The sequence below is a fragment of the Clostridium sp. OF09-36 genome (genome assembly GCF_003481985.1).
In the GTDB taxonomy this organism is placed as follows: domain Bacteria; phylum Bacillota; class Clostridia; order Lachnospirales; family Lachnospiraceae; genus Brotaphodocola.
In genome coordinates this window covers 120,783-134,406 of sequence record NZ_QUMD01000005.1, presented here as the reverse complement: position 1 = coordinate 134,406, position 13,624 = coordinate 120,783, and the positions used below count along the sequence as shown (strand labels likewise).

Sequence of the window (13,624 nt, the reverse complement as noted above, 5' to 3'; positions counted from 1 at the left end):
ATATGTGACATGTTTTATGGCATTTGTAATCCCAACCTGCAGCATGCTTTTCATTCCCGTTTCGTTCCTTTTCATACACACATGCCCGACAATGGGATGTTTTATTTTATGCGGTCTTCTTTTTTCTGCCTCTCCAGATCAGATTACCCGCAGCAGCCAGGATCAGTACCAGCGACAGTGCCTGGGAAACCGGAAGTCCGGTTCCAAATAAAATGAGCTGGTCGGTCCTAAGACTCTCAATCCAGAAACGCCCCAGTCCGTAACCGCACAGATAGATCCAGAGCATCTGCCCATCGTACTGCTTGTGCTTCCGGAACCAGAGCATAAACAGCAACAGACACAGATTCCAGCAGGACTCATAGAGGAAGGTCGGATGCACCTGAATAAACTCCACCCCGTTTTCCACGATCTTGTGACTTAAAACATCTGCATTAAGCTATTGTCATTTACCAGCGAAAGTTTGATCCGCATAGCCAGCAGGCTGTCTGTATAGCCGCCGAACGCCTCACAGTTAAAGAAATTTCCCCACCGGCCAATGATCTGCCCGGTTACCAGTCCCAGTACACCCGTGTCTGCCATAGAGAAAAATGATACCTTTTTTGCGCAGGTATACACGATCATGGTAATGGCCCCGGCGATCACCCCGCCGTAAATAGCAAGGCCGCCTGCCCGCAGATTAAAGATCTGCAGCAGATTCTCTTTGTAGTAATCCCACTCAAAAAGCACATAGTAAATCCTTGCACCGATAATGGAACAAATGATCGCATACAGTGCAAAATCCAGATACAGCTCCGGGTCCTGTCCCCTCCGCTTCGCGTCTGACTGGGCGATCCATATGCCCGCCAGCATTCCGATTCCAATGATGATGCCATAAAACGCAATCCGGAATCCGAATACTGAAATACTGCTTTTCAGATGCTCGATCGTAATTCCGAGATGTACAAAACGGATGTCTGCTCCGTTCATTTCCGTTCTCCTTTCAACGCTGTCTTTATTCTAACGCAAACTGAATGCCAGGGCAAACAGATTCGTGCGACTTGTTTCGCGGTTGTTCGACAGCTTGTTTGTAATATATCGTAGTGCTGTGATAATTTGTGTTGTGCTGCTATCACACAAAATCACCACACAGCTATAATGGTATAAGGAAAGTAGGAAAAAAGCAAGAAAATAACAACGATTTTTTTAATTTCCATACTCCTTCGTGATCAACAGCTCCACCGCCAGCCGGTCCTGCAGCCGTCCGCTCTTCACTGCTTCTTCTGTCTCCACGCAGGATTCCACGTACGAAAGGATCTGCTCCCGGCTGAACTGTCTGCCTGCGGCATGACCTTTCCTACCACAAATGGCTGCATTTTGAGCTTCGATGCAATGCTTCCCTTGTCCATGCCCTTTGCCATCAGCTCTTTGACCTGCAACAGCTGGTTAAACTGTCTCGCGATCAGGAAGAGAATGCGCATCGGCGGCTCTTTTAAGGTCAGGAGGTCTTCGTAGAGGTCCATAGCTTTCCGGGTCTGGCGGTTTACAATGGCTGCAACCATATCGAAGATGCGGTTTGTGACCTGCACTGTGCAGACTGCCATGACATCTTCATCGGTGATGACATCGCGCCCCAGCGTGTAGCTGATGACCTTTTCTAGCTCCATGCGGATGTTTTCCATGTCATCCCCGGTCATGCTTAAAAATAAATCCATCGTGCGGCTGGTGATCTTTTTCTGCTCCCTTGCCAGGATCCCGCCTGCCCATCGGGCCAGCTGGGCGCTGTCCTGGCGGTTTAATTCTGCTGCATAGCCCATGTCCTTGACTTTCTTGTAAAGGCGGTTGCGCTTATCGACCTCACTCTCCACGAATAGCAAGATGGTGGTGTCCGGCATGGACGGAAGGTACTGCACCAGGGCATCGGATGCACTTTTGAAAAATCCGCTGTCTTCAATGAGAATGAGGCGGCGCTCCGCAAAGAATGGCATGGTATCTGCCAGCCGGATCAGCTCGTTCACATCGAGTCCCTTTCCCTCAAACCGGCCAAAGTTCATGGTGTCATCGCCGATGATGGCTTCTTTTAAGCGGTTTTTGTAGCTGTTTTTTAGGAAGGCTTCTTCTCCATATAATAGATAGATCTGTTTAAACTGTCCTGTTTTGATATCCTGATTCAATACCTGCATGAAACGTTCTCCATTTCTTTTCTCTCGTTCGCGCCAAGGTGCAATTCCTTTGTATCATAACACAGCGTAAAAACGGATACAAGGCTGCAATTCACAGACAATCTGCCTAAACGATGCACCTGGACACGAAAGAGCCGTCGGATCTTCTCCGACGGCCCCTGCCCTTATCTCATATCCTGTTTTTTATATTCGATCACTCTTTGGTTACCAGGGTATCTACGTTCTCCTGGGTTACCAGCTGGTTGTCCAGAACGACATGAGCTTCTACTTCTTTGCCTTCCAGATAATCATACGCGGTGTTCAGGATTGCTTTTCCAAGGAAGAACGGCGGCTCTGCAATGGTAGCCTCAACGCGTTTGCCCTTGATTGCTTCCAGTGTATCATCGATTGCATCACAACCTACTTTTACGATGCTCTCGGTTCTGCCTGCTGCATCCATAGCTTCCAGTGCACCTAACAGCATTTCGTCATTTGCTGCATATAAACCATCGATCTCCGGGTTTGCCTGAAGGATGTTCTCCATAACGCTCATTGCTTTCGCACGGTCAAAATCTGCGACCTGGCAAGCTACGATTTCCATATCCGGATTCTCTGCAATCACAGAGTTGAAACCTTCGGAACGCTGCTGTGCAACGTTGGTTCCCATGATTCCCTGAAGCTCTACGATCTTGCCTTTTCCACCAAGGGAGTCTACAAGAAACTGTCCTGCCAGTTTACCGGATTTGATTGCATCGTAACCGATGTGGGAAACCACATCGCCGTCATTGGCTTCGCGGTCCATGGTGAATACCGGAATGCCTGCCTCGTTGCAGGCTTCGATGGAAGAAACAATTGCATCGGAATCACAGGTATCGATGATGATTGCATCCGGATTCTTGGTAATCAGGTTCTCTACATCCTTCATCTGGATGGTCGGGTCGTCCTGTGCATCGGTAATATACAGTTCAATTCCATGCTCATCTGCAGCCTTCTGAACGCCGTCTTTTACGTCTACGAAAAATGGGTTTGTCTGGGTGTTCATAGCCAGACCGATGACATAACCACCGTCTTTCTTCTCTGCTCCATCCTCAGTTTTTGCTTCGTCCTTGCTTTCTTCTGCCTTTTCCTCTGCTTTGGTCTCGGCCTTTGTCTCAGCCGGCGCATTTGTGGAAGAACCAGAACTGCATGCGGTTAATCCTGCACATACCATTGCCATTGCCATGAAAGCTGCTCCCAATCTTTTTCTCATAAATACACTCTCCTTTTTATTTTCTCCCCGCAGGGATTATTTTTTTGTTTCGTTTTTCTTTACTCTGCCTTTGCGGACAGATCTTTTACTTTCTTATCTACCAGGACTGCGATCAGAATCACTGCACCTTTTACGATGTTAGTCGCATGCGGGTTTACGTTCATTAGCGTAAGGATGTTATCGATGATACCCATGATCATAGCACCTACAACCGTCGGCAGTACGAAACCAACACCGCCGCTTAAGCTGGTTCCGCCAAGGATTACGGCAGCGATCGCATCCATCTCGATGCCGGTTCCGCTGGTAGACTGTGCGGATCCAAGACGTGCGGTCAGAATCAGTCCGGCCATGCCGCACATCAAGCCATTCAATGTGTAAACCAGAAATTCGCTGGTCTTTACGCGGATGCCGGAAAGACGCGCTGCTTCCCGGTTGCCTCCTACGGCATAGACACTGCGTCCATAGGTAGTCTGGGTCAGAATATAGTGAGCCAGCAAAAATACTACAATCAGGATGATAACCGGAACCGGGATTCCTGCAATGCTGCCTTTTCCGAAGAACTTATAAGAATCTACTTTGATCGGAATCGGAGATCCTTTTGTATAGACAAGAATCACACCTCGCAGCAGAGTCATCATGCCAAGGGTTGAAATAAACGGTGGAATTCCGCATACGGATACGAAAAATCCATTTACTGCTCCGCAGGCCACACCGACAATCAGGGATACGGCTACTGCTGCGGCTGTATTGCCGGTAGAGGCTAACACTCCGGATGCCAGAACGCCAGACAGACCCAGAATGGATCCAACGGACAGATCAATGCCTCCGGTTAAAATTACAAATGTCATACCGCATCCCACAATTCCTGCTACCGTGATCTGCTTAAATACATTGAACAGGTTTGTCACACTTAAGAAACTCGGGGACAAAATTGTTGCAAATACACAGATTACAAGAAGGATCAACACGGAGCGATAGATATTAATCTGATTGATTAATTTTTTCTTATTCATTTTCACTGACTCCTCCCGATGCATAAGCTAATATTGTTTCCTGATTCATCTCTGATTTATCAATTTCCAGGACGGTATATCCTTCCCGCATGATCACCACGCGGTCACTCATACCGATCACCTCCGGCAGATCTGTCGAAATCAGGATAATGCTCTTGCCCTGCCGGGTCAGTTCATCCATGATCTGATAAATTTCTGCTTTTGCGCCTACATCGACACCTCGTGTCGGCTCGTCCAAAATCAGGATGGAAGGATCTGCCTCCAGAACCTTTGCAAATACCACTTTCTGCTGGTTTCCGCCACTCAGTTTTCCGGCAAGCTGGGCCGGACTGCTGATCTTGATGTTCAGACGTTCTACCTGTGCATTGATATTTTCGGTTTCCTTCGCTTTATTCAGATGACCACCTGTACTGATTTTGTCTAACGATGACATGGAAACATTTTCTCGGATATTCCGGATCAGAACCAGTCCTTCCTGTTTTCTGTCATCGGATACAAAACCAATTCCTGCTTTCAGGGCTTTTCTCGGAGAAGAACAGTCTTTCGTTTCTCCATTGATGATCACTTCCCCGCTTGTCATTGGAAGAGCTCCATATACGATTTTGGAAAGCTCGATCGTTCCGGAACCAAGCAGTCCTGCGATGCCAAGAATTTCTCCGCGGTGCAGTTTCAGACTCACATCGTGAACGCCCTTACCGCTTATCTTGCGAAGCTCCATGGCTACATCCTGTTTTTCATAATTCCGCTTCGGGTAGAGGTTGGTCACACTGCGGCCAACCATCATGGATACCACATCGTCATAGTCCGTTTCTTCAATGCTCTTGGTCGCAATGTACTTTCCATCCCGAAATACGGTAAGCCGGTCTGAAATCTGGAAGATTTCATCCATTCTGTGGGAAATATATAAAATGGAAATTCCCTTTTCCTTTAATTCTGCAATGATCCGAAACAGGATCTGAATTTCTTCATCGGTCAAAGCCGCGGTCGGCTCATCCATAATGATAACTTTCGCGCCAATTGTCAGGCACTTTGCAATCTCTGTCATCTGGGATTCCGCAACCGACAGATTTTTCACTTTGCTGTGGCTGCTGAATTTCAGTCCCAGGCGCTTCAAAACTTCATCCGCATCCTGGTAAAGTTTTTTCCAGTCCACACTTCCAAACTGGGTCCTGGGAAGTCTTCCAAGATACATATTTTCTGCCACGGAAAGCTCCGGAACCATATTAAATTCCTGATAAATCATGGCGATTCCCATTTTTTCAGCTTCCTTGGTTGAATGAAATACCACTTCCTGATCCTGGACATACATGTGACCGGATGTATACCCCTGCGCGCCTGCGATGATTTTCATCAGCGTTGATTTTCCGGCTCCGTTTTCTCCACAGAGCGCATGGACTTCTCCTTCCCTGACATCCAGTTTCACTCCATCCAAAGCCTTTACGCCTGGAAATGTTTTCACGATATCTTCCAGCCGTAATACAACACGATCCCCCATTTTCCGCCTCCTTTGGATTTCCTGATAACTAATAAGCACATCCTGCTGTCAGGATTACATTGGTATAGCCCGTAAACTCTCCTGTAAGGATAATGGCCTTTGCGTCTGCACTTCTGGCTTTTAATTCTGTATGCGGAATATACTCGATCGGAAGATTTTCCGGAAGCAGTGCTTTCGCCTTTTCATGAAATTCCGGTGTCACACTGAGTGCTTCATTCGCAAACGTTGCTTTTTCTACCACGATATATTTCAAGATTTCTTCCAGCACGTCCAGATATGCCGGATCTCCCGGTCTCCAGCCAAGATCAATCCGCTCTACCCCTTTCGGAATCGGAAGCCCTGCATCACCAATCACCAGCGTATCTTTATGACGCAGTTCTGCAAGCACTCTTGCTAACTGCGGATGCAAAATTCCTGTTTTCAGCATAAATCTTTCCCCCTTAATTTTTATGCGTGTTTAAAAATTCATCGATTTCATTTCTGAGTGGCATGGCCGGAGTCGTGCCGATCTTCTGAACAGAAAGCGCAGCCAGTGCATTTGCGAAATTCGCTGCTTCCCAGATGTCCTTATCCTCGGCCAGTGCTGCAAGAAGACCTCCATTGAAAGCATCACCTGCCCCGGTCGTATCAACTGCATCTACTTTATATGCCGGAATGATTCCCTTTTTCTCTCTGGTATTGATGTAAACGCCTCTGCCGCCCAGTGTAATGAGCACACGCTTTACACCTTTTGCAAAGAACCACTCTGCCGCCTTGTCTGCCGCTTCTTCACTGTCCACCTTTACTCCGGTGAGAATCTCTGCCTCCACCTCATTCGGTGTGATCAGATCAACCTTACTTAACACTTCATCGCTGATTGGCTGCACCGGTGCGGTATTCAGAATCACCTTCACACCCTTTTTGCAGGCGATATCCACAATACGTTCTACCGAAGACACATTCGTCTCAAGCTGGGTCAGCAGATACTCTGCCCCATCCAGAAGGTCTTCCAGGGAATCCACCTCCGCATCGGTAATGGTGTTGCAGGCTCCTAAGATAACAACGATCTCATTCTGGCTGCTGTTCTCGTCTACCATAATAAGGGCACATCCGGTTTCGGTATCATCGGAATATAAAACCCTGTCTTTCTTCATACCAAGCTCTGTCATCGTGCTCAATGCAATATCCGCAAAAGAATCACGCCCGAGTTTTGTTACCATCGTTACATTGGCCCCCGCTTTATGTGCGGCAACACCCTGATTAAATCCTTTTCCGCCCGGTCCCATCTTAAATACCGTTCCCTTGACGGTTTCACCGGGTGCCGGAAGGTGTGGGGTTCTGCCCATCAGATCCACTACAAAACTTCCAAATACAACTACTTTTTTCCCCATACGACATTTCCCTCTCTGTTCAGTCTTCTTTTACAGCAGCACAACTCCGTTTCCTGCTCCGATCCGGTCTGCTCCGGCTTCTACCAGTGCTTTTGCAGCTTCCGGTGTGCGGATACCGCCGCTTGCTTTTACCTTTGCACGGTCCCCAACCGTTTTTCTCATCAGTGCCACATCTTCTACGGTAGCACCGCCTGTGGAGAATCCGGTAGATGTCTTCACAAAATCTGCACCGGCCTTGACAGAAAGCTCGCATGCACGTACTTTCTCTTCATCAGTCAGAAGACAAGTCTCAATGATCACTTTTACGACTGCTCCTTTGGAAGCTTCCACAACTGCACGGATATCTTTTTCGACATAGTCATCGTCTTTGTCTTTCAGGGCACTGACGTTAATCACCATATCTACTTCGTCTGCTCCGGCTTTTACCGCCTCGGAAGCTTCAAACGCTTTTGCCGAAGTCAACATTGCTCCCAGTGGGAATCCTACGACGCAGCAGGTCTTAACCTTGCTTCCTTTTAACTGTTCAGAAACCAGCGGCACAAAACAGGTATTGACACAAACGGATGCAAATTCATGTTCCTTCGCTTCATTGCAATAGCGGATAATCGTCTCTTTTGATGCATCAGCCTTTAACATGGTGTGATCGATCATGTGATTTAAACTCATAATACCCTCTCCTTTTCCTTGTTGAATTATGGTCAATGTGTAATCGGTTACACATTTGATGAAAAGAAAAATGTGTATCTTACTACACATCATTTCTTCTATTTTCACTTTTCCATATGAACTCCCCGTTCAGAACCTCTGAGTACAACCTGATATGGGACCAGAATGCGTTTCCCCCTCTGACGGTTTTTGCTGTCCGCGAAGCACTCCATGAGAAGTTTCATGGCCTCAGCCCCCTGTTGCTTTGCATCGCGCTCCACGACAGAAAGTTTGTAATCAATGACACGGAGTGTCTCGATATCATCAAATCCTAATAGTGCGATTTCCCGCCCCGGAACCATGCCGCATTCTGTCAGACATTTCAAACAACCAAGTGTCGATTCGTTGTTGGAGGAAAAGATTGCTGTTGGCGGATCCGGCTGTTTCAAAAGAGATTTGGCGGATTCATAAGCTTTCTCGCGTTTAAAATCTCCGTATGCGATATAATCTTCCCGCACAGGAATCCCTGCATCTTCGAGAGCCTGTTTATAACCTGCAAGCCGTTCTTTTCCCGGCTTTGATGTGCTTGGTCCGGCAATCACTGCAATCTTTTTGTGACCATTCTGAATCAGTGCGCTGACTCCATCGTAAGCTCCGCCGTAATTGTCCACAAACACGCCGTCAAAACGTGCTCCCTTGATATCGCGGTCAATCAATACCACCGGAATCCCGGATTCTTCCAATTTAATCAGGCTGTCCTTGGTTTGAGTATCCAATTGGGAAATCGGTGCAATAATCACACCCTTAAGTCTCTGACTGATTGCTACATTCAGCGACTCGTGTTCTTTGCTCAGCGTTTCGTTGGTTCCAAAATATACGATATTGTAGTGAAAGGCATCAGCCACATCGCTGATTCCGCTGATCGCCTTAAAAAAGAATTCATTTTCAATATCCGGAATAATAACTCCGATGCTGGGATTGTCCTTAATACTTAAGTTTCTGGCAAGCGCATTGGGAACGTAATTATATTCTTCCACTGCTTCCAGTACTTTTTTTCTTGTTTCTTCTTTTACGTAACCTGAATTGTTCAATACTCTTGAAACAGTAGCAGAAGAAACTCCTGCACGCCTAGCCAGTTCTTTAATGTTCATTTTTAAGGTCCTCTTTCGCTCTCGATTTAGGAAACCGATTACATATATGATATTACCATACAAACTGGTAAATGTAAACACTTTTTTGTGATTATGCACAATTTCCTAATTTCTCATATTTTTCCTGTATCCACGTTTATTCTATCATCAATTTTGAGGAAATCAAAGAGCTTTCTTTTCGGAGTCCAAACGCAAAAAGATCAGGTTTCCAAGTATGGTCTGTAGCGGAAACCTGACCTTTTGCATCGTCATTGTCGTTGTTCATAACCTGAGTAGAACCGGTGGTGTACTGGCCTTTCGCATCCGGGTCCATAGCTACGCCCATGAACAGATCCATGCGGTTGTCGGTTGCCGGGCTGCAAAGAATCTCTGCGTGTTTCAGAGCTGTACGCAGTACTTCCGGATCTGCCTGCTCCAGAGCGGACAGACGGACAAACTCAACTCCGCCGACGGTAAAGTACGCATCGTCTCCAAGGTTCAGTGCTTTTGCAAGCTTAAAGAACATATAAAACCGGAGCATTCTTATCTTCCGATATCTGAAGCAGGCTTTCGATACTCTGCAGCCGGATCACGCTCTTTCCGGTTGTGTCCGGCATTTCCTCCACTTCAAAAAGCTGGCTTCCATATTTTTTCAGCAGGATCCGCTTGCGGCGTTCCCAAGTTTCTCTTTCATCCGGTTCCCTGGTGGTCCAGAGCACAAACCAGATCAAAAACAAGCCGAAAAGGATTCCCACAATTCCGACAATGACATTTTTCCAGCGGACCGGGAGTACACTTGTCTGATTTTCCGTGATCTGTCCGCTTTGTACATCCGTCTCAGGCAAGTCTAAGTGTGTGGAAAATATCAAAAGAAGATACTGATATAGCACTGATGTTGCCTCCGTCTGCGGTATTTTCGAAAAAATCACAGTACTCAGTCCTCTCCATTCACATCAATCTGGCAGCTTCTCATTGTTTCCAGTGCTGCCTTGTGTTTTTCCGGCGTCACCCCTGCGCAGCAGCTTGCATCCACCGATATCACAGCCTCCGGATATTTTGCTTTCAGGATCAGTGCATTGGATACCACACAGATATCCGTGCAGACACCAATCAGTTCAATCTCATCCTGAGTTCCAAAGTCATCCCAATGCATCCAGCCGAAAGTCGGTTTATCGACGTATTCACAATGTTCTGTTTCGAGTCCCGGTACAATCTGCCACCCCTCTGTACCCTGAAGACAATGTTTCACCGGAAGTTTTTTGCCCTCAGGGGTATCCAGATAATTTTCTCCGTGTGTATCCCGTGTAAAGATAATCCGGTCTCCACGATCTGCATACTGTTTAATTTTATTTTTTACATTCGGAACAATTTCTCTGGCCTCTTTGCTGCCGAGGGAACCGGTCACAAAATCATTCTGCATATCTACTACGATTAACACTTTGCTCATAGCGCTTTTTCCTCCCCAAGTACTTTAATTTCTTTTTCTGTATTCTGTTTTTATCTGCGCACTCATTCTGCCCTCTATGGATTGCATTTCTTACACGGATCATACCCGGCAGCAATAATTGCATCCCTGCTCTCAGATAAAGCTTTTTTATTACTTTCCTTCATCTGTTTCACGGATGAGCAAGAGGGACGATGAAATTTCTTCGTATTGGTATTGAGGATATAGGTTTCTGTGACCTTTGCAGTTTCTACGGTTTCTGTACTGTTCTGCTCTGACGATGCAGTTTGCATGACCTGCTCTTTTGTTGATTCACCTTGGAAATCAGAACTATCGCCTGTTGTATAATCAATCTCGATTCCAGGCTGCACATTGTAAACATACACGCAGAAAAGAACTCCAGCACCTTTATCCTCTACAGACTCTGCCTCCATTAGCACACCAGAAGCCAGCAGATTGTTTCCTTCAAAAATTGGTGTCACACGATACAAAACATGGTTTCCGGTTTCTTTGATATAGTCTGCTGCCATATTTTCGAAAGGCAGCATTCCCTGAACGTTTAAATATCTGGTACCTGTAATCAGATTCTTCTCATTGGCATTCTCCGCTGTAAGCTGATAACCAATCAGATGACAACGATTATAGAGATATTTTCCGTCTACATTATCATATTTAATGGTATGCCAGCCTGACGGTTTCACTTGCCCGATTGCTCCGCGTTCCTGTGTCGGCATCAAATCTGTTCCGACAGATGCGTATGCAGTCCCACATCTTCCGAGTGAATCCAGATCACTGTAAGTCTCGAAAGAATCTTCGGTCAGATCCGTATCCGCAAAATACGGTTCATTGTTGTGAACAACGATATATGGCTGACCAGAATAAGCCGGTACTGCCGCCAGGTCAAATGCCGATGTTCCAGCCAAGACACGGTCTGCAACATGCGACTCTGTAGACACAACAGCCGCTGTTTCCTGCTGTGGTACCTGAGCACAAGCTGATACCCCCAATGATACAGCAGACAAAAGTCCCCATAACCACATATTCAGTTTTCTCATATTCAGCACCTCTCCAAGCACTTTTTCTTTTATTATACTACCATTTGCCAAGTAGAGAAAGAAAAAACGCAAATCAAGATTTTTCCCGTCGCGCGATCAGCTTATAAAACAATGCCGAAAACAGGCAAAGCAGTACAATCGAAAGGACTACGCAGTCCAGCTGGAATACCTGGCTGCCATAAATAATGAGATACCCCAGCCCTCTCCTTGCCGCCAGAAATTCCCCGATGATCACGCCGACCAGGCACAGGCCTACATTGACCTTCATATTGCTTAAGATCAGCGGCACGGAGCCCGGCAGCAATACCTTTAAAAGAACATCCTTTTTGTTGCCGCCGAGGGCGTAGATCAGGCGGATCTTATCCGGGTCCATCGAGGAAAAACCGGTGTGCAGCGTCAAGATCGAGCCAAACACGGCGACCGATACGGCAGCCGCCACAATCGTATGCACATGGCTTCCCATCCAGACCATCAGCATCGGGGCCAGGGCCGATTTGGGCAGGCTGTTTAACATGACCAGATATGGCTCCAGAATTTCGGATGCGCTCCGGCTGGACCATAGTAGCACCGCCGCAAGAATCCCCACCACCGTGACGATCAGAAAGCTGACAATGGTCTCAAACAGCGTGATTCCTATATGGGAAAAGATACTCCCATCCCGCACCATCTTCCAAAAACAAAAAAGAACCCTGGATGGGGAGCTGAATATGAAATCATCGATCATATCCAGCCTGGTGCAGAGTTCCCAAAGGGCAAGAAACAAAACAAGGAGCATACTCCTTATGATCCTTACCTTTCTCTTATGCAGTTTTTCCTGTTCCATATATGCTTCCTGAAACCGGATCACGGACTGAGACTGTGAAGCTTGATCAGACATCTTCCATCCTCCAGTGTTGTCTTCCATATTATAGTATGACAAAGAAGTGTTGCTGGGCACGCATGCATGGACACGGATCATCCAATGTGCCGCCGATACTGCCTCCCTATGCCATGCAGCACAAAAGCCACCGCAGCTTTCCCTCCAGAAAGCTGCGATGGCTTTTCCATCTTTTTCTTTACGTTTTCGACACATTTCAGAACCTTAGTTACTCAAAAATCCCTTACCAATGATCTCGCTGGAGTTGGAGATCAGGATAAATGCGGTCGGCTCAACTTTTTTGATATAGTTACGCAGGCGTACCGCCTGGCTGCGTTTCATGGTCGTCATGATGACGGTCTTGCTGTGATGGGAAAATGCGCCCTGTGCCTTGTAAACGGTGGCACTGCGGTTTAAATCTTCTATAATAAAATCACAGATCGGGTCCGGATGATCGCAGATGATGTTAAAACACTTGCAGAGATTGATATTCTCGATGACTCCGTCGATCACAAGGGATTTCGCCATCAGACCCAGGGAAGAATACAGACCTGTGGTCGGCCCGAACACAAAGAAGGACATCAGCACAGAGGTAAGGTCTGCCAACAAAAGTGCGGTTCCGATATTCATGCTGGAATGTGCCTTTAAGATCATGGCAATGATGTCCGTTCCACCGCTGGAAGCACCAATGTTAAACAGGATCGCAGATCCGATCGCCGGAAGGAAGATTGCAAAGATCAGCTCCAGCATTGGCTGGTCGGTAATGGTTCCTGTCATCGGCATAAAGCGGTCCAGTGCACTTAAGCTGAATGACATGAGCATGCTGGAATAAACGGTTTTAATACCCACATCGGTTCCTAAAAACAAAAAGCCCAATACCAGAAGACCGGTGTTTACGATAAAGGTAAAATCACTGGCATTCATTCCGGTCAGTCTGCTGACGACGGACGAAAAGCCGGTAACGCCGCCAAATGAAAAGTTATTTGGGAACTTGAAAAAGTAAATTCCCACAACCATGATCCAGATGCTCACCGTGATCAGTGCGTATTCCACGATCTTGCGTTTGACCGGATCTTCGATGTTCTGTGTAGCCATAATGTTCCCCCTGAATTGAAAAGAATGTGCCCAGGCCTATTTTCGCCAAGTCTTTTGTTTTCTCAGGCATCATTCTTAATCTTGAAAATCAAAAAATGCAAAAGAAAAGCAGAAACGAGCCATAGGCTCTCTCC

At 46.7% G+C, this 13,624-nt stretch carries 13 protein-coding genes and 2 pseudogenes; all 15 read right to left on the bottom strand.

The window, feature by feature from the left end; all coding sequences use genetic code 11:
* Positions 1–106: 106 nt before the first annotated feature.
* Positions 107–966: pseudogene (gene lgt / locus DXA97_RS06185) on the bottom strand (prolipoprotein diacylglyceryl transferase).
* A 216-nt stretch (positions 967–1,182) separates the two neighbouring features.
* A pseudogene (gene holA, locus DXA97_RS06180) lies at positions 1,183–2,159 on the bottom strand (DNA polymerase III subunit delta).
* Between the two features lie 193 nt (positions 2,160–2,352).
* Positions 2,353–3,387: a substrate-binding domain-containing protein gene (locus DXA97_RS06175; protein ID WP_118718943.1), complete on the bottom strand. Its 1,035-nt coding sequence runs from the start codon at positions 3,385–3,387 to the stop codon at positions 2,353–2,355.
* 59 nt (positions 3,388–3,446) lie between these two features.
* Positions 3,447–4,400, bottom strand: a complete 954-nt coding sequence (locus DXA97_RS06170) for a ribose ABC transporter permease (RefSeq protein WP_347560087.1) — start codon at positions 4,398–4,400, stop codon at positions 3,447–3,449.
* Positions 4,393–5,895, bottom strand: a complete 1,503-nt coding sequence (locus tag DXA97_RS06165) for a sugar ABC transporter ATP-binding protein (protein ID WP_118718941.1) — start codon at positions 5,893–5,895, stop codon at positions 4,393–4,395. Before DXA97_RS06165 ends, DXA97_RS06170 begins: the two co-directional genes overlap by 8 nt.
* A 28-nt stretch (positions 5,896–5,923) precedes the next feature.
* Positions 5,924–6,322, bottom strand: a complete 399-nt coding sequence (gene rbsD, locus DXA97_RS06160; protein WP_118718939.1) for a D-ribose pyranase — start codon at positions 6,320–6,322, stop codon at positions 5,924–5,926.
* A gap of 13 nt (positions 6,323–6,335) precedes the next feature.
* The gene (rbsK, locus tag DXA97_RS06155; RefSeq protein WP_118718937.1) at positions 6,336–7,265 is read right to left on the bottom strand and encodes a ribokinase; all 930 of its coding nucleotides are present in this window, start codon (positions 7,263–7,265) and stop codon (positions 6,336–6,338) included.
* A 30-nt stretch (positions 7,266–7,295) separates the two neighbouring features.
* Entirely contained in the window at positions 7,296–7,931 is a 636-nt protein-coding gene (gene deoC / locus DXA97_RS06150) for a deoxyribose-phosphate aldolase (protein ID WP_118718935.1), read from the bottom strand.
* Positions 7,932–8,035: 104 nt separating this feature from the next.
* The gene (locus tag DXA97_RS06145; RefSeq protein ID WP_118543459.1) at positions 8,036–9,061 is read right to left on the bottom strand and encodes a LacI family DNA-binding transcriptional regulator; all 1,026 of its coding nucleotides are present in this window, start codon (positions 9,059–9,061) and stop codon (positions 8,036–8,038) included.
* Positions 9,062–9,197: 136 nt separating this feature from the next.
* Positions 9,198–9,581, bottom strand: a complete 384-nt coding sequence (locus DXA97_RS06140) for a hypothetical protein (RefSeq protein WP_118718933.1) — start codon at positions 9,579–9,581, stop codon at positions 9,198–9,200.
* Complete coding sequence (locus tag DXA97_RS06135) at positions 9,556–9,930, bottom strand: DUF5305 family protein (protein WP_118718931.1); 375 nt, start codon at positions 9,928–9,930, stop codon at positions 9,556–9,558. The genes DXA97_RS06140 and DXA97_RS06135 overlap by 26 nt, the downstream gene beginning before the upstream one ends.
* 44 nt (positions 9,931–9,974) lie before the next feature.
* Entirely contained in the window at positions 9,975–10,487 is a 513-nt protein-coding gene (locus tag DXA97_RS06130; protein WP_118708854.1) for an isochorismatase family cysteine hydrolase, read from the bottom strand.
* Positions 10,488–10,561: 74 nt separating this feature from the next.
* Positions 10,562–11,539, bottom strand: a complete 978-nt coding sequence (locus DXA97_RS06125; protein ID WP_118718929.1) for a DNA/RNA non-specific endonuclease — start codon at positions 11,537–11,539, stop codon at positions 10,562–10,564.
* A gap of 73 nt (positions 11,540–11,612) precedes the next feature.
* Positions 11,613–12,416: an ABC transporter permease gene (locus tag DXA97_RS06120; protein ID WP_118718928.1), complete on the bottom strand. Its 804-nt coding sequence runs from the start codon at positions 12,414–12,416 to the stop codon at positions 11,613–11,615.
* A 204-nt stretch (positions 12,417–12,620) separates the two neighbouring features.
* A complete protein-coding gene (locus DXA97_RS06115) occupies positions 12,621–13,490 on the bottom strand; it encodes a YitT family protein (RefSeq protein WP_118718927.1) in 870 nt (289 codons plus the stop codon).
* Positions 13,491–13,624 lie beyond the last annotated feature (134 nt).